At 54.7% G+C, this 17,986-nt stretch carries 16 protein-coding genes; 1 reads left to right on the forward strand and 15 read right to left on the reverse strand.

What is annotated here, in order from left to right:
* The first annotated feature begins 17 nt into the window (after positions 1-17).
* Positions 18-1,430, forward strand: a complete 1,413-nt coding sequence (locus G6R38_RS19880; protein ID WP_166830353.1) for a DUF1501 domain-containing protein — start codon at positions 18-20, stop codon at positions 1,428-1,430.
* Between the two features lies 1 nt (position 1,431).
* Here the strand turns inward: G6R38_RS19880 and flgL are convergent, their stop codons facing one another.
* From flgL to G6R38_RS19955, 15 genes are all read right to left on the reverse strand, one after another.
* Complete coding sequence (flgL, locus tag G6R38_RS19885; protein WP_166830355.1) at positions 1,432-3,363, reverse strand: flagellar hook-associated protein FlgL; 1,932 nt, start codon at positions 3,361-3,363, stop codon at positions 1,432-1,434.
* Between the two features lie 53 nt (positions 3,364-3,416).
* Positions 3,417-5,111, reverse strand: coding sequence for a flagellar hook-associated protein FlgK (flgK, locus tag G6R38_RS19890; protein WP_166830357.1), 1,695 nt, complete (start codon positions 5,109-5,111; stop codon positions 3,417-3,419).
* A gap of 40 nt (positions 5,112-5,151) precedes the next feature.
* Positions 5,152-5,652: a flagellar export chaperone FlgN gene (gene flgN / locus G6R38_RS19895; RefSeq protein ID WP_166830359.1), complete on the reverse strand. Its 501-nt coding sequence runs from the start codon at positions 5,650-5,652 to the stop codon at positions 5,152-5,154.
* Between the two features lie 53 nt (positions 5,653-5,705).
* Entirely contained in the window at positions 5,706-6,104 is a 399-nt protein-coding gene (locus G6R38_RS19900) for a rod-binding protein (protein WP_166830361.1), read from the reverse strand.
* Positions 6,105-6,165: 61 nt separating this feature from the next.
* Complete coding sequence (locus tag G6R38_RS19905) at positions 6,166-7,248, reverse strand: flagellar basal body P-ring protein FlgI (protein ID WP_166830363.1); 1,083 nt, start codon at positions 7,246-7,248, stop codon at positions 6,166-6,168.
* A 71-nt stretch (positions 7,249-7,319) separates the two neighbouring features.
* The gene (locus tag G6R38_RS19910; protein WP_166830365.1) at positions 7,320-8,372 is read right to left on the reverse strand and encodes a flagellar basal body L-ring protein FlgH; all 1,053 of its coding nucleotides are present in this window, start codon (positions 8,370-8,372) and stop codon (positions 7,320-7,322) included.
* Positions 8,369-9,472 (reverse strand): flagellar basal body P-ring formation chaperone FlgA, encoded by a 1,104-nt coding sequence (flgA, locus tag G6R38_RS19915; protein ID WP_166830367.1) that lies wholly within the window; start codon positions 9,470-9,472, stop codon positions 8,369-8,371. Before flgA ends, G6R38_RS19910 begins: the two co-directional genes overlap by 4 nt.
* A gap of 156 nt (positions 9,473-9,628) precedes the next feature.
* A complete protein-coding gene (gene flgG, locus G6R38_RS19920) occupies positions 9,629-10,429 on the reverse strand; it encodes a flagellar basal-body rod protein FlgG (RefSeq protein WP_166830370.1) in 801 nt (266 codons plus the stop codon).
* A 59-nt stretch (positions 10,430-10,488) separates the two neighbouring features.
* Positions 10,489-11,256, reverse strand: a complete 768-nt coding sequence (locus tag G6R38_RS19925) for a flagellar hook-basal body protein (RefSeq protein ID WP_166830373.1) — start codon at positions 11,254-11,256, stop codon at positions 10,489-10,491.
* An 89-nt stretch (positions 11,257-11,345) separates the two neighbouring features.
* The gene (locus G6R38_RS19930; protein ID WP_166830375.1) at positions 11,346-12,035 is read right to left on the reverse strand and encodes an ABC transporter ATP-binding protein; all 690 of its coding nucleotides are present in this window, start codon (positions 12,033-12,035) and stop codon (positions 11,346-11,348) included.
* A complete protein-coding gene (locus tag G6R38_RS19935; RefSeq protein ID WP_166830377.1) occupies positions 12,032-12,457 on the reverse strand; it encodes an acyl-CoA thioesterase in 426 nt (141 codons plus the stop codon). The genes G6R38_RS19930 and G6R38_RS19935 overlap by 4 nt, the downstream gene beginning before the upstream one ends.
* 5 nt (positions 12,458-12,462) lie before the next feature.
* Positions 12,463-13,992 (reverse strand): sodium:solute symporter family protein, encoded by a 1,530-nt coding sequence (locus G6R38_RS19940; RefSeq protein ID WP_166830379.1) that lies wholly within the window; start codon positions 13,990-13,992, stop codon positions 12,463-12,465.
* The gene (locus G6R38_RS19945; protein WP_166830381.1) at positions 13,989-14,219 is read right to left on the reverse strand and encodes a hypothetical protein; all 231 of its coding nucleotides are present in this window, start codon (positions 14,217-14,219) and stop codon (positions 13,989-13,991) included. The genes G6R38_RS19940 and G6R38_RS19945 overlap by 4 nt, the downstream gene beginning before the upstream one ends.
* Before the next feature lie 25 nt (positions 14,220-14,244).
* Positions 14,245-16,770, reverse strand: coding sequence for a TRAP transporter permease (locus tag G6R38_RS19950; RefSeq protein WP_166830383.1), 2,526 nt, complete (start codon positions 16,768-16,770; stop codon positions 14,245-14,247).
* Between the two features lie 132 nt (positions 16,771-16,902).
* Positions 16,903-17,931, reverse strand: coding sequence for a TAXI family TRAP transporter solute-binding subunit (locus tag G6R38_RS19955; protein ID WP_166830385.1), 1,029 nt, complete (start codon positions 17,929-17,931; stop codon positions 16,903-16,905).
* Between the last annotated feature and the right edge of the window lie 55 nt (positions 17,932-17,986).

The following is a 17,986-nucleotide window of genomic DNA, read 5'->3' on the forward strand; positions in this document are numbered from 1 at the left end:
CCAGCCCAATCATTCCAATGCTCTCACCACAATTCACTCGTCGTCAAGCGTTAACCCGTTGTGGAATGGGTTTTGGGGCGTTGTTTGCCGGTCAGATGTTGGCGGAAACCGGATCGGCGGCCAGCACGAATCCACTCTCGCCAAAGAACCCGCATTTCCCGGTCAAAGCCAAACGGGTGATTCACCTTTTCATGAACGGTGGACCATCGCAGGTCGACACATTCGATCCGAAACCGCAATTGACGAAGTATCACGGCAAAAAGTTGCCGATCGAGAACCTCAAAACGGAACGGCCGACGGGAGCGGCGTTGGCTTCGCCGTACAAGTTCAAGAAGTACGGCGAGTGCGGATTGGAAGTCAGCGAGCTATTCGCCAAAACTGCTAAGAACATCGACGACATTGCCGTGATTCGTTCCATGCACGCTGATGTGCCCAATCATGAACCTTCACTGATGCTGATGAACTGCGGCGATGCCCGGTTGATTCGCCCAAGTGTCGGTTCGTGGCTCACCTACGGATTGGGAACCGAGAACCAGAACCTGCCAGCGTTTATCGCGATGTGTCCGGGTGGCTATCCGATTCAGGAATCGCAGAACTGGCAAGCCGGTTTCCTGCCGGGTATCTATCAGGGAACGTACATCGACACGAAGCATACGCAGATCGACAAGCTGATCGAACACGTCGAGAACAAACGCATCGCGGGACCGGAACAACGTCGACAACTCGATTTGTTGCAAACGCTCAATGCCAAATATCAAGCGTCGCGAGTTCACGATCCCGTTGTGGAAGCACGCATTCAATCCTTTGAACTTGCCTACCGCATGCAACACGAAGCCGCTGATGCGTTCGATATCTCACGGGAGCCGAAGCACATCCTCGATGCCTACGGCCCTGGCACCCAAGCGAGGCAAATCCTCATTGCCCGCCGACTCGTCGAACGCGGTGTGCGATACGTGCAGGTCTGGCATGGAGCCGGTCAGCCGTGGGACAACCACGACGACATTGAAGTCAATCACCGTCGACTCGCCAAGCAATGCGATCAAGCCATCGGGGCGCTTCTCACCGACCTAAAACAACGCGGATTGCTTGACGAAACGCTCGTGATTTGGGGTGGCGAGTTCGGTCGAACGCCTGTTGTCGAAATGCCGAAGAAGGGCAGTAATCAAGGCAAGATCAACGGTCGCGATCACAACCATTACGGCTTCAGCATGTGGCTCGCCGGTGGTGGTGTGAAAGGTGGGCAAGCCTACGGAGCCACCGACGAATTCGGTTTCAAAGCCGTTGAAAATCGTGTTCACGTTCATGACTTGCACGCGACGATTCTCAAATTGATGGGCTTCAATCACGAAGAATTTACGTACCGCTACGCCGGTCGCGATTTCCGTTTGACCGACGTGCATGGACACGTGGTCGAAGACCTCATCGCGTAAACTACAGGTAAGAAAGCAACGTCAGTTGGCTGGTTTGAGCCGCGATGCGAAGTGTGGCATCCAACGCGATTTGAATGTTGTTCGTTTGCGTGATGATTTCGGTTAGATCAGCGTCGAACTCCTGCGAGAGGTCGCTTTGAATTTGCACTTCGCGATCAGCCAGCCGATTGGCGACAGTTTCTAACACCTTCAGATCCGCTCCAACTTCGCCACGCAGGGCGTTGAAGCGGTCGGCCTCATCGTTAAACAAGGGTTGCAAGCGGTTCAACTCGCGTTGATCCCCCGTTCGCAGTGCCTCTTCCAACCGCACAAGGATTCCTAGCACACCCGGTGGTTCCTGCGGATTCTGATCAGTTCCGATCAGAGGTATCGCGGGGTTAGTACCGTTCTCTTGCCCCGCAATTCCCAAGGCTGACGAAACCGCGTTGTCCTCCACGATTAACGGCCCTGTGCTTACACCGTCATCGTCGGTCAACGTAATTCCATTTCCCACAGCATTCAGCGACGCCACCAACACACCGGGATCGACGGCGTTGATCGCATCGAGAACTTGCTGCACCGTCTTCGTTCCCGCCAAGTCGACTTCAACTTCCGTCCCATCTCGCCGTTGAATCCGCAACGGTATTCCATCATCGACCGGCACTCCGAGTCCACCATCCAGTTCCGCCAGTGCAGTTGTGCCCGTTAACGTCCGCAAACCAAGCAGCGTGGCATTCTGACCGCCGTTCTCTCCGATCGAAAAATCGACGCCGCTCACTCGGCTAGCCACGATCAATCCCCGCCCCGTCGAATCGATGTCCGTAACGAGATCAAGCCCGGATTTCTGCAACTCGTTGAACACGTCTTCAATCGTCGTCGCGGCGGAAAGATCGACCGTCACCGTTCGATCACCCTGCGTGAGTTGCAGACCGGTTCCCACGGTGGCTCCGATTCCCGTGCCGCCGTTCAGACTCGAAAGTTCCGTTTGCATCGTCAATCGAGGATTCAAATCACCGCCGTTGATCGCTGCAACGGCCGTGCTATTGATTCCCAATTGAGCCGCCGCTGCAGAGCCCGTGACATCACTCACCGCCACGGTTCCCGATGAAGGCGTCAGCCGCAAACCGGAACTTGTGGCCGGATCGACCTCCACCGTCAACGTGATCGGACCCGTAGCGAACGCCGCCTCCAACCGCGTTTGCACATCTTCGATCCGCCGAGCACCGACAAGATCAACGGTTTCCGTCTGCTGATTCACGCCGTCATCGACTGTGACTGTGACCTGACCCAAGTCCACGCCCAACCCACCATTGAGCGAATCAATCGCCGTCTGCAACGTGAGCGCCGGGTCCGCATCAATCAAGTCGGGCTCGGAAAGCGAAGCAAACGCCGTAATGCCATCGATGTTGTTCGCGATAGTCATACCAGTATCAACGCGGGAATCAATCGCCAAGCCGTCCCCCTGATACAAGACCGCACCAGAGTCGGTCAGCTCAAACGGCGGTGACTCGGACTGACTTCCCCCGAATAGATAACGACCGCGAAACTGAGTATTCGCCGTTCCAACCATCCCGCGAATCAACGACTGCACATCCTCCGCCAGCGTCAATCGCTCCGCTTCGCTGAGAGTGTTGCCACTCCCGGTGAGCAGAATGGACTTCGCTTCGTTCAGCCCGTCGCTCACCGATTGCAATGCCAACTCGCTCGCCGAGAGAAACGAGGTGCTCGTTTGCACGCTAGTTTCATACTGCGAGTGGCGTTCCAGGGTTCGTTGAAACACAATCGTTCTGATCGCAGCCGTGGGCGACTCACTCGGCAAAAAGAACTTCTGCCCACTCCCCGCTTGGTCCTGCAATCGGGCTAACAATTGCTGACTCGATTGCAGATTCTGATTCAGTCGCTGAGAAACCAGCGAGTTCGGAATACGTCCGGCTAGCAGCGGTCCGATAGTCATGATGGCACAGGAATCAGAGACTAAAATTCAAGAACGCGGTCACAGGAATCACGTTACAAATTCAGCATGACTTGCATGAGTTCATCGACTGTCGAAATGATTCGCGCAGCCGCTTGGTAGGAGTGTTGAAACTCAATAAGCTTCAGCGCTTCCTCATCGAGACTCACACCGGAAAACTGATCACGTTGGCTTTGCAAAGAATCGCGGTACGTTGCCAATCCTTGCGACAATGTTTCTTCGGAAGCTGCACTCTGGGCAACATCAGTTACCACACTTTCATAGAACTCTGTCAGAGTACGCCCGTTGAATCCCTCGACGGGACCGTCTAGGAACTCCGCCAATCGACTCGCATTTCGACCATCCGAAGGACCACCGCCTTGACCGGTCGCTAGCAAATCCGCGTTCTGCACAATTGCGGCATTCACACCGATACTGCTTGAATCCGCACCCGTAAAGAACGTATTCAGGCCCAGACCCGCGAGAACACCACTTGAATCATTCGCAAACGAGAACGTGTATCCGGAAGCTGCATCAAGTTGCAGTTGCCCGCGAGGCGTCACTGTTGCCGAGAGATTCGGTATCGCATCGAGCGTAGCTTGCAAGTCGTCAAGCGATGTATCAGCCCCGATTCCATCCAAATCAATCGGTATCGTGGTGGTTTCTACGAGCCCAGTCAATTCGTTCTGGATCTTGACTTCGAACTCGCCATGCTCGGGGGTGGTGGGCAAATCGACAACGTTAAGTGCCGCACTCGTATCGCTGACTTCGTTTAACGATGTTAGCGTCGAAAAAGCAGCCGTCCCTTCACCCGATGCATGCAGACGGTTGAACTCGGATATCAGACCGCTGGCAAACTGATCGAGCTGTTCAACAAAGCCTCCGAGAATGTCATCTCGTCCCTCAATGAGACCACGAATTTCGCCACCCGAACGACTTACATCCGCCTGAGTGACACTTACAACAACACTGCTAGTCACAGTCCCATTTTCACTAGTCCGCGTCACCTCCAAGTGTTGTGTTGAGCCAGTTAACAAAAGATAGTTCGAACCAGAATAAACATCCACAGTCCCACTAGGATTCTCTCGAAAACGAACCGGGACAATCTCTGCAAGTCGCGACATAGCCGCATAACGCTGCGACCGTTCACCGCCAGCATCGCTCGAAAAATTACTCGCAGCTTCGAGACCGGCAATCCTTGGATTGAGTCGCGCGATCTCATCAATCAGCCCATTGGCTTCCTCAACCAGCGATCCAATACGTCCCGTTTGATCTTGTTGCAGCTGATCGACGCGCGCACGCAGATCAAGAATATCGTTCGCCAACTCCTGCCCTTGTTGTACCGCGATGGACCGTAGCGAATCCGACTCTGGTTCGTCGGCAAGATTCGCCAAGGACTGCTGGAACTCACTTAAACTCGTCGACAGATCACTGTCACCAAGTTCACGAAGTTCAACCTCAAGTTGCTTATAGATTTCTTGGCGAGCATCCGCCGCGGCGGCATCGGTTGATGCAGAGTATAGTCGCCCCTCAAGATAGAGATCAATCTGTTGCTGAACGCCTTGCCCAAGGACGCCGATCCCGAACAGCAAGTTCCCGTTACTGTAGGAACCACCTGTTTCGAGGGCGATCTCCTCGCGAATATAGCCGGGCGTGCCGGAATTCGCGATGTTCTCGCCGGTTACTTGCACGCCGGCGCTAAACACCTCGAGCGAACGCCCCGCAGTACTTAACGTTCCATTCAAGCTCATGGGGTTTCACTCCAGCCAACTCGATTGGTTTCCATCACGGTCATGCGGAGGCATCCAAGATGGCACCGCCACTCGACGGGGGATTGGCCGATGGACCATAACCGACTGTTTTTCGACCGTTCCTTGCAATCAAGTGCAACAATTCAGACTGATGACGGTGTGCACCTTGAACAACGACCCACTGACGCCAACTCTGACGACGAACTCGATCCGAAGATTTTTTGATTACTGAGAGTTGCTCACGCCACTGCTCTGTCTGTGGGCATATCACTTGTTGAACCCAATCCGAGATTGACTTAACCGATGGATCACTAGTTCGGACTTTATTCAACCATGCCTCACGGTGACTCAATAGTGACTGAAGACGCTCAACAACTTCACTTTGCTTCTGAGCAGATGCCTGCAGACCAACCGCATCCGCTGCAACTAGCAATTCATCCTGCTGGGATAGAATCGCTGCGAGTTCCTCATTCGTAGCGATCAAACCACTCAGCAGGTGGTCTAACTCGCGAACAAGTGATTGATCGAGTGGCGGCGTCATAGGAATGGCTCCAATATTTTCAAGGCCTAGGTCAGTGACACCGGTTTGATTTATCAGATCGACGAAATTGAACGGGAAACTTGGGAAGTTCCCGTGGCCTCGAATGTTTTCAAGGACGAATAACCAGCCGATGCCTCACTTGCAGCCCGTTTCACCGAAGCGACCGTTTGCCCCGTCCGTTGCGATTCAAATGCCTGAAATAACGGCTCGGACAAAGCCCCCCCATGCTTCTCAGCTAGGTCATCCGCAATCTGCTCGTCAAACTGGCCTTGAAAGATCCGTTCAGCCTGTCCGCCGTGAAAGTAGGCGGGCTCACCTTGGGCACTCCGTAGTGACTTGATCATCTGACGGAAGAACGTCCCCGAGACAAATTCTTGAAACGCTTGACGAACTTCAGCCTGCTCATTGGGAGCTTTCGCAGAGGGCATTTGTGCGGTATTGATTAATGACATTATCTGCATCCTTGCAAAGTGATAGCCCTGAATAAGGTACTAGAGCATCACTAGACTCAAACTAGCCATGTTCCTGGAAGACCGCATGCAGTTTCCCAGTTCGATGAAGTTCCCGAATGATTGCAATCACATCTTCGGTCGGCACACGAAGCTGGTTGAGCGCCTGAATTAAGTCATCAAGACGCTGCGGTGCCGCCTCGGTGGTATCGTCCACAAGGGGAACGAAACGACCAGGTATTGGCCCCACTGGCAGTGGATTCGCCCCGCCAACTTGGACTGTCAAATTTTTGTGAGAGATCACAACGGGACTAATTTCAACCTCACCCGTCACAATAATCACACCCGTTTTCGCATTGACTACAACTCGTGCTTGAGTATGTGGATTTTCGATACTAATCGCGAGAAGCAACGCGATAAACTGGACGGGGTCGTCATGGTATTGCTCGGGAATCTGTACTTGCACAACACCGGGCCCGCTCGCCTTCGCAAGCCGGGAGTACCGAACCTCAAAACCAAATTCCGTGTTGATAGCCCGCGCGATTTCGTTGGAGCTGTGAAAACTCGAATGGGCAGCATCGAGTAGCAATGTTACCCGATGCCCGTTAGCCGCATCGTGAAATAGACTTGGAAAGTTGTGTTCAAGGACGACTCCGCCAGGAATCTTTGCTGTAGTCTCTTGCCCGGCTTCTTGGATAAACAATGGTCCAGACACAAGTGCGAGTGCGACGTCTTGGGCACGTGGATCGGTTGATGTCAACGGTGTGATTAACAGCCGCCCGCCTCTTAGACTTTTCGCCCCCATGACGGAACTCACGTAGGCATCCAGACGTTGTCCTTTTCGGAGTCCCGTCGCGGGCACCGTGGCTTCGACCATGACCATCGCAACATTTTTAGCGTTCTGAAGTTCGGTCACAACCGTGGGCGCATTCATGCGTTGAAGTGCGGCTTGCAGTGCCCGCATGGCTGGCAGATTGCTTCCGCCGTCGCCAGTTCCTTGCAATCCAACGACTAACCCCATCCCCGTGAGTTTAACTTCCTTTTGACCGTAGATCGTGCAAATGTTCTCTAAACGCACTCGAGCCGATGCACGATTAGTCATCGTGACAAGGACTAGCAATCCAAGAATGAGAGTGAAGCGTTGCATGAGGGACTTGCAGATTGACTAGAGACTCAAGTTCATTATTTAGACAACTAACACCAAGTTCGCAGCGACTCTTAGAACGGGAAGATGAAGTCAAGGAGTCGAACACCCCAAGCCCGGCGGGTACTATCTTTCACCCGTCCGGCTAAGTTCTTCGTAATTTTCAAGTTGGCAATATTCTCACTGAGTGCTGTGTTGTCACGGTTGATATCAACGCTACGAACCGTTCCGGTCAGTGTGTATTCCCAAGCATCGTCATTAGACTCGATGGTCTTCCGGGCTTCCAAAACGAGGTTCCCGTTAGGTAGCACGTCAACGACGGTTGCAGCGATGCGGTAGATAATCTCTTCGCTTTCGAGAACACGTCCGGTTGCATCGAGACGCGCATTCAATGTGGTATCGATGGCTGGTGAATTCTCAGCTGCGTTTGTGAGATTTCCATCTTCACTAATTCGCATAAACTCACCGATTTCGGCCAATAGTGATCCTCGTCGACTCCGGTTAAACCGTGAATCGACAGACACTTCTGAGATTTCTTTCACAATGATCGTGACGATATCGTGGACATGAATTTCTTGCGGCGGTGTTTGTGGGATAAAACAAAGTGAGTGGTGTTGCATCAGCAGGGGTCGTTCGAAACCGATGTATCCCGACGGTGGAGGAATTGGACGTGCCGGTGGCAAACCTGACGGCCGTTGCTGCTGATACGGATTGACTGAGGGATAGTTCCCGCGGGGTGCGTATTGGTTTGGCGGTGGATAGTTGCTTTGTGGCGGCAGCATGGAACGCCCCCCGGAGTTGTAGGGATCCGCATACGGATCTTGCTCCGGTGGCACACCGCCGTTGGGATACCAGCCTTGATCTTGACGGGGTTGATCAATTGCAGGAGGTGGCGGAGCCGGGTTTAATAGGTTTGGCTCGTTTGGCTGATATTCGTTCTCATAGTTTGGACGATTGTCGTAGGGAGCTTGGTTGCCGGGACGATTGTCACCGAAGTCATACGCGGGTGGTCGGGGCGGAAACTGCGGCGGTTGTGCCAACGTGGCTCCCTGACCGACGCAAGCAATCGCGATCGACACCCCAACATAGACGGCAGTGAGTTTTTGTCGGATGGGCGTTGTCATCATCGGTTCACTCCTGCTTGCATTTGGTTCACGGGAACCGATTTGGCTGGTGAAGTGATCTCGGCGGTGTGAACCCCGGTTACACGAGCGGTCAGCCGGTCCCGACCGGTCAAGCTCGCGACCGTGATTGCTTCTCCCAACGCACCATCATCGAGAGACTTCATCTCACGACGTACGGTGATACCTCCGCTCCGAACTGTCACGGTCACGATGTCCCGAGAACGCACCAGCAGAACCCGTTCCAGGTCGTTGACTTCTAAAGCTTCGCCACGACGAATGGCCCGTTTCGTTTGTCGTCCGATGACGTTTGCAGGATCGGTAATCGCGTTCGGATCGTCCGGTCCCTGGGACCACGTCAGATCAGACGCTTGCACGAGGTGTCCGCGTGGGAGGTTCTCGGCGACGGTCAACACAAATGGTTGAATCGTGATTTGGCAGCGAAGGTCGAGACGGACCGCTTCCCCAAGCGAGTCCGTGGTGATCGCCGTCAGTGTTTGCGGAGAATCGACCGGCCCTTGCCAACCGGAAAGGTGGATATTCTCGCTGGCAATCATCGTTCGGAACGTCTGGCCGGCGGTCGGTGTGATCGTGTCGTTGAGGAGCGATACCTTGACGGTCTCCAATTGCAATTCGGGCCAACGCTTGCGAATAGTTTCGTGAATGGCCCGGACGAGACGTTGTTCGACCTGATGAATTTCGCGACGTGATGGCGGACCTTGTGTATCGCGTGGCTGAGACCTTGAAATGGGTCCCAATACTGCCGCTTGCATCACTTTGGGTGACTGAACGCGAACCACACTGTGCCCGGTGAATTCAACGCTTGCGAGATTGATCCCGACGGCTCGCAATCTCGCTCGGACATCCGCAAACGGGAACGGCTTTTCCGTTCCTGCGGCCGGCGCGGGCCCCAAGATGGTTTCCCGCAAACTCTCACTCACCGCGGGATCCACATCACTGACTTCCGCGATGTCGCCCAATGTAACAATCGTACCGTCAACCGTAGCGGTCTCATGGAAACGCACAACGGCGGCATTGCTCACCGCGCATACCGAAAAGACCAGGCATGCGGCGACCATCCCAATTTTCGATTCTCGATTGTCCATCCTTGACCCTCGAATTCGAAAGACCGCCGCAACACAGAGCCTGCTGCACCCAAATGCAAACTTCTGTATAGAGAGTTTTGATTCGGTCGTGTGAGCAAGAACTGTTTTCCCCAGCGATAACAAAACGCTGGCAGCGTGAATAAAACGACTTCTAATCTAGTACCGTCGCAAGTTGGCCACCAATTGCAGGCTTTGATCGGCGGCTTGTACGACTTGGCTGTTCAATTCGAAATTCCGTTGAACCTTGATGAGATCCACAAGCTCTCGGACGGGTTCCACGTTTGACGATTCCAAGAAACCTTGTAGTAACGTTCCTCGGCCTTCGAGACCTGGTTGGCCGACGAGTGGTTGCCCGGAGGCTTCCGTCACCGAGTACAAGTTGTCGCCCTGTTGCAACAAGCCTTGAGGATTGATGAACCGTGCCGTTTCTATCTGCCCCACTACACTGAGAGCATTCTGCCCGGCTTCACGGACACTGACGGAACCATCGGAAGAAATCGAAATCTCGACGGCTTCCGGCGACACCGTAATCGGCGGCTCCAACGGGCGGCCGCGTCCTGCCGACTGCGTGACAATTTGACCGTTGGCGTTCAAACTGAATGCCCCCGAGCGGGTATACATGATCTCGTTGCCGTCCTGAACAGGGAAGAACCCATCGCCTAGAATGGTGACATCCAATTGACGTTCAGTTTCCAGCGGACTGCCTTGGTTATGGTCGACGGCGGTCGCATCCACGCGTGTTCCCAAGCCAACAGCAACGCCCGTGGGGGTGAGTTCCCCTTGAGCATCTTGCGCGCCTGGCAACTTGAGTTGTTGATAGTACAAATCGGAAAAGTTCACTCGCGATCGCTTGAATCCCGTGGTTCCAGCGTTCGCCAAATTGTTCGCGACGACATCCAGATTGGTCTGGAATGCTTGCATCCCCGTCGCTGCCGAGTGCAGTGCTTGTAGCCCCATTTCGCCCCCTTTGGATACCTCTCGTCAACTTGGATTGTCACCCTGATCAACCGAAACTGCTACCGTCCCGGCACGGCCTGCAGCAATCGTGAGAGCGTTTCGTCTTGTAGCTTCAGCAAGTTGAGATTGGTCTCGAATGCTTTCGAGGCGTCGATCATATGGACCGTTTCCGAGATCGCATTGACGCCCGAACCTTCCACGTAGCCTTGTCGCACACGAGTGGCGGGGCCGGCGGCTTCGGTTGGTCCATTGGTGACGAAGTGGTTGTCGCCGATTTTCTGAAGATCAGCGAGCGACTGTGGCATCACCACATCCAACTGAGCCAACGCGGTTTGCACACCGAGATCGTCCATCGCGGAAATCACACCATCAGCACCGATGGAAATTTCGGTGGCATCGGGGGGGATGACAATTGGCGAGCCCGTGGTATCGAGCACGCGTTCTCCCTGCTCGGTCACGAGTTCACCGACCGCGTTTTGCGTCAGCGAGCCATCCCGCGTGAGAAACTCGTTTTGCCCATCGGAAACCCGCAAGAAGCCTTGGCCTTCCAAAGCCACATCGAATCGAGCACCGGTCTCTTTCAGCGAACCGTTCTGAAAATCGGTGATCACATCGGTAATTGATGTCCCGCCGGTCACTCGTTCCAAGTGCCGGGGCAATTCGTGAGCGGTTCCATGTTCGACATCGAACGGATGATACGTTTGAGCGACCGCCAAATCGCGTTTGAACCCAGAGGTGTCGGCATTGGCCAGGTTGTTGGCGATCACGTCCAATCGTTTCGATTGAACCTGTGCCCCCTGAGCCGACAGGTAAAGTCCGTACAGCATAGCGATAGTTCCAATTTGGCAAACACAACGTGTCCTACCAAACAGGATCGACCGCTACGACCCGCATCTTGAGCCTAAACCCTCCAGCTTCACGCTGCGTCGATCAGGTGGCCGTCTTTGAGTTCCTTGCGGACAGGAAATCGGCCTGCCAAATCCATGCTGTGGGTCACGCAAAGTAACAATGTGTTTTGTTCTTTGGCGATCTCAAGCAGCAGCGATCCCACACTTTCGGCGGTTTTTTGATCGAGATTGCCGGTCGGTTCGTCGGCGAGCAGCAACGCCGGAGCATTAATGAGCGCGCGACAGATTCCGACCCGTTGCCGTTCCCCACCCGAAAGCTGGGCAGGGCGGTGCGTTAAGCGTTCGGAAAGGCCCACACGGTCCAGCAACTCTTTCGCCCGCGTTTCGGCTGCGTCATCGGCTCCCTCACCGGCGAGTCGGGGAATCAGGACGTTCTCCAAAACCGTACACTGCGGCAAGAGGTGATGGTCTTGGAACACGAAGCCTATGTTGGCATTCCGATAGCGAGCCCGTTCCGTTTCAGACCCGGTCAGGACATCTTGGCCGAGAATCTTCACATCGCCGGACGTTGGTTCATCGAGTGTTCCGACGATATACAAAAGTGTGCTTTTCCCCGATCCGGATGGCCCGGTCACGACGACGCTTTCGCCGCGTTGCATCGTCAAATTGAGATTCCGCAACACGGACAAATCCCCACCGGTGGTGGAGAACGTCTTCGTCAGGTTTTCGACCGCCAAGTCTGCCGGTGCGTCGCTCATGACTCGCTGTGTTCCTCAAGTTGACTGGTGAAGGCTTCGGGAATCTCGATGGACCGCATAGGTTCGCCGGGACGGAAAATGCAGCAGACGGTTTTCATCTGTCCGCGGGCAATCCGAGTTTCGTCTCGCCAGAATTCGTAGTTAATCGTCAAACTTTTCACGCCGATGCGTTCGACCGTCACGCGAATTTCCAGAACATCTTGATAGAACGCTGGCGACTCGAAACTGCATTTCGCTGAAACTCGCGGCCAACCCCAGGTGGAACCGTCGGGGCGTTTCTCCATGATCGACAAACCGAGCGAGTGCAGGAATTCGTGTTCAGCGACTTCCATGTACCGATAGAAGTTCGCAAAGTGGACGATGCCCGCCAAATCGGTTTCGTGGAATTCCACGCGATGCGTCGTGGTGAACGTGCTGGCCATGTCGGTTAATTTCGTGGAACTTCAACGGGAGTGAAAAAACGATCGATCGTGTCCTGACGGGGTGCCGGCGTGATCAAGCTGATGACGATGAGGGCCATCGCGGACGCACCGCACATCGGAGCGACCGGATGAAAACCGAACCACCGATAGTGGGCGTTCAATCCGTAGTCGGCCTGAATGAACAACGGAACGCCCACCGCGATCACCGTCAACACGCACGCATACGCTCCCCAAACCGTGGTCCGTCGCCAATACAGACACGCAAACGCAAGCGGCGTGAGAGCCGCGAAACCGCTGAAACACCAAATACCCAATTGGAACAATCGGGGCAGTTGGAGCAAGCTCAATCCGTACACAATCGAAACGATTCCGACAATGAAGAGCCGGGCAATCCACACGATTTTGCGTTCGTCGTATTTGTCGCGTCCACCGTAATGCAACACGATGTCCTCGGTGAACATCGTGCCAAGACACAAGAACTGACTGTCCAACGAAGACATAATCGCCGCCAGAATTCCCGCTGCCAGCAAACCACCAAGAACCGGATCGGTCAGTCGAGCCACCATCACGCCGAGGACTGCGTTCGGTTTGAAATCGGGCGGGAACATATTGTTGCCATCCGGTCCGAGAATCGAAGTCGCCCACACCCCGAGTAATACGCAGGGCAGCCACACGATCAGAATGAACACCGGATGAGCCACGATCGCCAATTTGAACGAGCTGGCCCGTTTGGCGGTGAGCCAATGTTGAAAAACATGCGGGAACATTCCGACCGACAGCGGAATCAGCAGGAATGAAAAGAACCCCGGTTGGCCGAGTTCGCCGAGTGCAAGTTTTTCCGGATGTTGCTTCAGAACCGCCGCGGTCGCCGCTTCGGCTCCGCCGATTTTGTCCGAGATTGTAACGAACGTAACCACGCCGAGCGTCATGAAGACAAGGGTTTGAAACGTGTTCGCCCACGCTGTTCCCCGCATGCCGCCGAAGAACACGTAGGTCAACACGACCACGCAAATCACGAGTGAACCCAGCCACTTTGGAATGGCACCGTCGGTCTCGGGGAAGATTTCGGGGAGTGCCCCTTTGGTGACAGCTTGCAGCATATCACCGGCGGGCACAACGCCGATCAACAAATAGACCGCCACCATCGCGACCAACACAGGAAACAACGCCAAACCGATGCCGTTACTGTCCAAGCGGTCGCGGAAGAATTGAATTTGGGTCGTGTAGCCGTACCGTCGTCCGAATGTCCACAGTCTCACGCCGAGTGTAAAGAAACACAGCGAATGCACGATTCCACTGGCCGAGGCAAGGATCGCGTATACGCTCACGCCAGCTTTGAATGCCTCACCCGTCGAGCCGACAAGTGCGAAGCCCGTCATCGTGGTGCCGAACAGGGACATCAACAGTAACACCGGCCCGATGGAATGACTCGCCAGCATGTAGTCTTGGCTGGTCTTCTTCTGCCATCGTGTTGAAAGCAAACCCAGAACAAGCAGCAACGCGAGGTAACTGGCAATGATGATCAGCTGCGTCACGATGGCTCCTCGTTAGTGGGTGCCGGTTCGAGGACTTCGGCATCGGTCGGCCAACAGACTTGCACGACGAGATACCACGCGATGGCCGAAAGGATCGAAACCACCCCATGATAAACCAACGCCATCGGCACGCGATCGAACAACAGGGCGTCGGCGGGAAAGTGCCAATCCATTTGATGCATCACGATGAGCAATCCGATCAACAGTCCGGCAAAAAAGTTCGGCATGATGATTCGTTCTCGCAGGAAATATCTAGGTTTCACTCGGTTCAGGTTGCGAATTTCGAGACCGCAGAAAATTGATTGCCCCGGTAACGACAAACAGCAACGTCCCGGAAAGATTCGTGTACAACCCGATCTCCTGCCCGCCAATGCGGACTTCGGGCGTGAGCAACAAGGCCGCGGCGAGCAACATTCCAACACGCACGATCGGCTGAATGTTCGTGAACAAAAACCCGGTGATTCCCGCCGCCAAAGCGGTGATCCCGATACACGCCGCAAGCACTTGAATGAACACGTCCCACAGCACCAACCGCTGATCGTTGTAAACAACCCGAGCATCGCTGGAGTAGGGGTCTTCGCGAAGTTTCGTCGTCGGTTGGCCATCGGCGTCTGGCACGGTGCGGTCCGGTTGATACTCAACGATGCCCAATCGCCGACGATTTTCATTTTCATTGACGAAATCGATCGCCCACTGATCACCGGATTTCGCGGGGATACGGAACACGCCGAAGTAATCGGTTTCCAATATAGTCGGTTCGGTGGATTCGTCGGTCGAAAGTTCCACGCGGCCGTTCTGCATCGGTTCGCCGAATCGGGTTAACTCCCCAACGAGTTCGGCTTCATCGGGCGAGCCGTCGGCGGTCGCTACGCTGACGAATTTAACTTCCGGTTTGTTGCTCATCAGCAGGAGTTCGGGACGGTACACGAACATGAAGGGCAGTGTGAAACCGACCAACGAGAATTTGAACGCCGCGAACGAAGTCGGCATGATTTCCGCTTTGGCAATCGTCGCACTCGCATACGCCGCCAACGCCACCGGTGGTGTGACCATGCTCATCATGCCGAAGTAGAAGATAAAGAGGTGAGCCGCGAGCGGGATCACGCCCATCTCTTTCAACAATGCCCCCATGAGCGTCGCCATCAGCAGGTAACACACAACCGAAGGCACACCCATGCCGAGCACGATCGAACACACCATGATCCCGACGAGTGCCAAGAACAAACTTGATTCGACCACACTTTTGATTTCACTGCTGAACGCGGTCGCGATGCCGGTCGTCTGCACAACAGCGATGATGATCCCCACGCACGCACTCGCCGCCACCAACGACGTCCCGTTTTTTGCGGACTTCGTAAATGCATCAAGAATCTGCGGTCGCCACGCCGGATGGATCAACCCAAAGATCAACAACCCGAACGACCCCAAAATAGACGACTCCAACCACACGCCCAAAAGTTGATCGAAATTCGGGTCTTCGACCGTCTCGGCGAATTGGAAGCGGTAGTACAACGTCGCTCCCACGAAGGCGGCACCGGCCAGTAATCGGGGCGGCAAACCGATTGGCAGTTCCTTCCGGAACAAGCTCGCAACAAGGATAAACACCAACGACCCGGTGACGGCTCGGAACGGGGAGAAGTCGGCGATCAGCAAGTAAATCAAAATGCCAAGTGCACCGAAGAACACAGAGGCTTCAAACCCGTTGAGTCGTCGCTTGGCGTCTTCGGAACTCGCCGGTTGGACGCCGAGTTTCTTCGAGTAGAAATGAACGATTAGATAGATCGAGAGGTAATACAACACCGCCGGGATCGCGGCTGCGGTGGCGATTTGCGTGAAGGTCGGTTGCGGCTCGACCAGTTCGAGCATCATGTACGCACCGGCCCCCATCACCGGCGGAACGAGCGCCCCACCCGACGCGGCCGCCGCATTGATTCCGCCCGCGATCGTTGGAGAAAATCCGGCACTTCGCATCATCGGAATTGTGAATGCGCCCGTCGTCACGGCATTCGCAACGGCACTTCCTGAAAGCGACCCCATCAAACCGCTACCGAGAACCGAAACTTTCGCCGGTCCGCCGGGGCTGCGACCGAAAATCTTTTCGGCGAAGTCGATGATGAACTGCGTCGCGCCGGACATTTCCAGAAACGCCCCGAACACAACGAACAGAAACACATATTTATACATCACCTCCGCCGCCTTGCCGAAGACGCCGGAACTGAGGAATGCGGTCGTCGCCAGTTCCTTCAAGTCTTGCCCGGCGTGCGGCAGCATCCACGAGGGCAACTGAGCCAACGACGTGGATTGGCTGAGGTGACAGTAATAACTGTGAACCATGAACAAGATCGCCAGCATCGGCACAATCCAGCCGATCGCCCGCCGTGTCGCTTCCAACACGATAAGCAAGCCAACGATCCCGATAATAAAGTCGGTCTGTGTGAACGCCCCCGCACGCCGCCCGAGTTCCTGCCCATCAAGCCAAAAGGACTCGAACATCGACTCCGTTTGAATCACCACAAACCCGCAACACACCACCGAAGCGAGCATGCAAACGATGTTGATGCCCCAATCGATCTTGGTGTCTTTGAGCTTCTTGCTGGTCGGATAGGTCAGGAAACAGAGCACCAACCCAATGCCGACGAAAATCGCTAATGGAGATTCAAACTGGTCGAAAATGTTCTGCCAAAAGTTCACCGTGTAAAGCGTGAACAGGCAAAGCATGGCCGAAAGCGTGATGACCAAGCCATGACGGAGTCGATCGAACACAAGCGGAACTTTCAAATGGTGGGGCGTCGGTGGAGTGTCAGACCTGAAAGTTGGTGTGCGACGGCTTCGTGAAGCCGTGCCGAGCGAGAAATCCGGGAAACACAGTGCATATCGTGTTTCCCGGTTCGAAGTCTTGGCGAGAACCGATTACTTCGATTCGGTTTCGGCGTCGGCGGGTTCTTCTTCGGCTGCTGGTTCCTCAGTGGAGTCGTCTTCGCCCTGCCAGATGCCGATTTCTTTGTAGTATTTCACAGCGCCCGGGTGGAAGTCAGTCCCGGTGTAACGAGCGGCGTTTTCCTCGTTGATGAACTTGCTCGCCGGGTGGTTGATGTTCTTCCGATTTTCCCAAAGAGCCTTGGTGATGGCGTAGATAAACTCCTCCGATTGATCGGCGGATGTCACGAAGTGCATCGACCCGGTGTTCATGCTTTTGAAGTCACCCTTTAGGTCGGAATACACTTTTTGCGGAATCGTGACTTCTTGAAAGAACGGGAATTCGTCGATCAGGCTTTCCATTGCGGCTTGATCGTAAGGGATGAAGTGGATGTCGTGCGTGCTGCATGCCTGACTGATGGCGGCGGTTGGAACGGCTCCACCGAGGAAGGCGGCGTCGGCACTGTTGTCGGCGATCAGTTCCACCGCGTCACTTTGACCGGCGTTCTTGGCGTTGAAATCGTCGAAGGTCAGGCCGTGAGCTTTCAAAATCGGTTCCAAGAACATTTCGAAACCGGCTCCTGCGGGACCGCAGACAACCGTTTTGCCTTTGAGGTCTTGCATCGTTTCAATGCCGGAATCCGCCTTGGTGATGAACATGGCGACATTCGGAGCAATCGTGGCGACGGCCCGTGTGTTGTGTTTTTGCTTGAATCCACCTTCACCGCGAACAGCGAAATAGGTGATCGCCGAATTCGACAAAGCCAGTTGGATGTCTCCGCTGGACAGTTTGCGAATGTTCTCTTGCGAACCCTTCGTGGTCTGTGACTGAACCTTCCAGTCTTTCTCACCCTCGGACTTGTTGAGTGCTTCGGCGATCTCCGTACCAACTTGGTTGAACGCGCCACCGACCGGTGCCGTTCCCAGGCTGATGAATTTTGTGTCGCCGCCGCCATTGTCACCGGAACATCCCAGGATCAATGCAAAACAACCAACCAGACCAAACCAACGGGTGAGAGACATCGAAGGAAACTTTCTTAAAAGGAAGTGGCTACTTGAGTTTCAGGCAGGATCATCC

The sequence above is a fragment of the Thalassoroseus pseudoceratinae genome (assembly GCF_011634775.1).
Taxonomy (GTDB): Bacteria; Planctomycetota; Planctomycetia; order Planctomycetales; family Planctomycetaceae; genus Thalassoroseus; species Thalassoroseus pseudoceratinae.

Coding starts and splice junctions, on each gene's coding strand:
- G6R38_RS19880 (WP_166830353.1), top strand. CDS start 18: ATGCTCTCACCACAATTCACTCGTCGTCAAGCGTTAACCCGTTGTGGA.
- flgL (WP_166830355.1), bottom strand. CDS start 3,363: ATGACTATCGGACCGCTGCTAGCCGGACGTATTCCGAACTCGCTGGTT.
- flgK (WP_166830357.1), bottom strand. CDS start 5,111: ATGAGCTTGAATGGAACGTTAAGTACTGCGGGGCGTTCGCTCGAGGTG.
- flgN (WP_166830359.1), bottom strand. CDS start 5,652: ATGACGCCGCCACTCGATCAATCACTTGTTCGCGAGTTAGACCACCTG.
- G6R38_RS19900 (WP_166830361.1), bottom strand. CDS start 6,104: ATGTCATTAATCAATACCGCACAAATGCCCTCTGCGAAAGCTCCCAAT.
- G6R38_RS19905 (WP_166830363.1), bottom strand. CDS start 7,248: ATGCAACGCTTCACTCTCATTCTTGGATTGCTAGTCCTTGTCACGATG.
- G6R38_RS19910 (WP_166830365.1), bottom strand. CDS start 8,372: ATGATGACAACGCCCATCCGACAAAAACTCACTGCCGTCTATGTTGGG.
- flgA (WP_166830367.1), bottom strand. CDS start 9,472: ATGGACAATCGAGAATCGAAAATTGGGATGGTCGCCGCATGCCTGGTC.
- flgG (WP_166830370.1), bottom strand. CDS start 10,429: ATGGGGCTACAAGCACTGCACTCGGCAGCGACGGGGATGCAAGCATTC.
- G6R38_RS19925 (WP_166830373.1), bottom strand. CDS start 11,256: ATGCTGTACGGACTTTACCTGTCGGCTCAGGGGGCACAGGTTCAATCG.
- G6R38_RS19930 (WP_166830375.1), bottom strand. CDS start 12,035: ATGAGCGACGCACCGGCAGACTTGGCGGTCGAAAACCTGACGAAGACG.
- G6R38_RS19935 (WP_166830377.1), bottom strand. CDS start 12,457: ATGGCCAGCACGTTCACCACGACGCATCGCGTGGAATTCCACGAAACC.
- G6R38_RS19945 (WP_166830381.1), bottom strand. CDS start 14,219: ATGCCGAACTTTTTTGCCGGACTGTTGATCGGATTGCTCATCGTGATG.
- G6R38_RS19955 (WP_166830385.1), bottom strand. CDS start 17,931: ATGTCTCTCACCCGTTGGTTTGGTCTGGTTGGTTGTTTTGCATTGATC.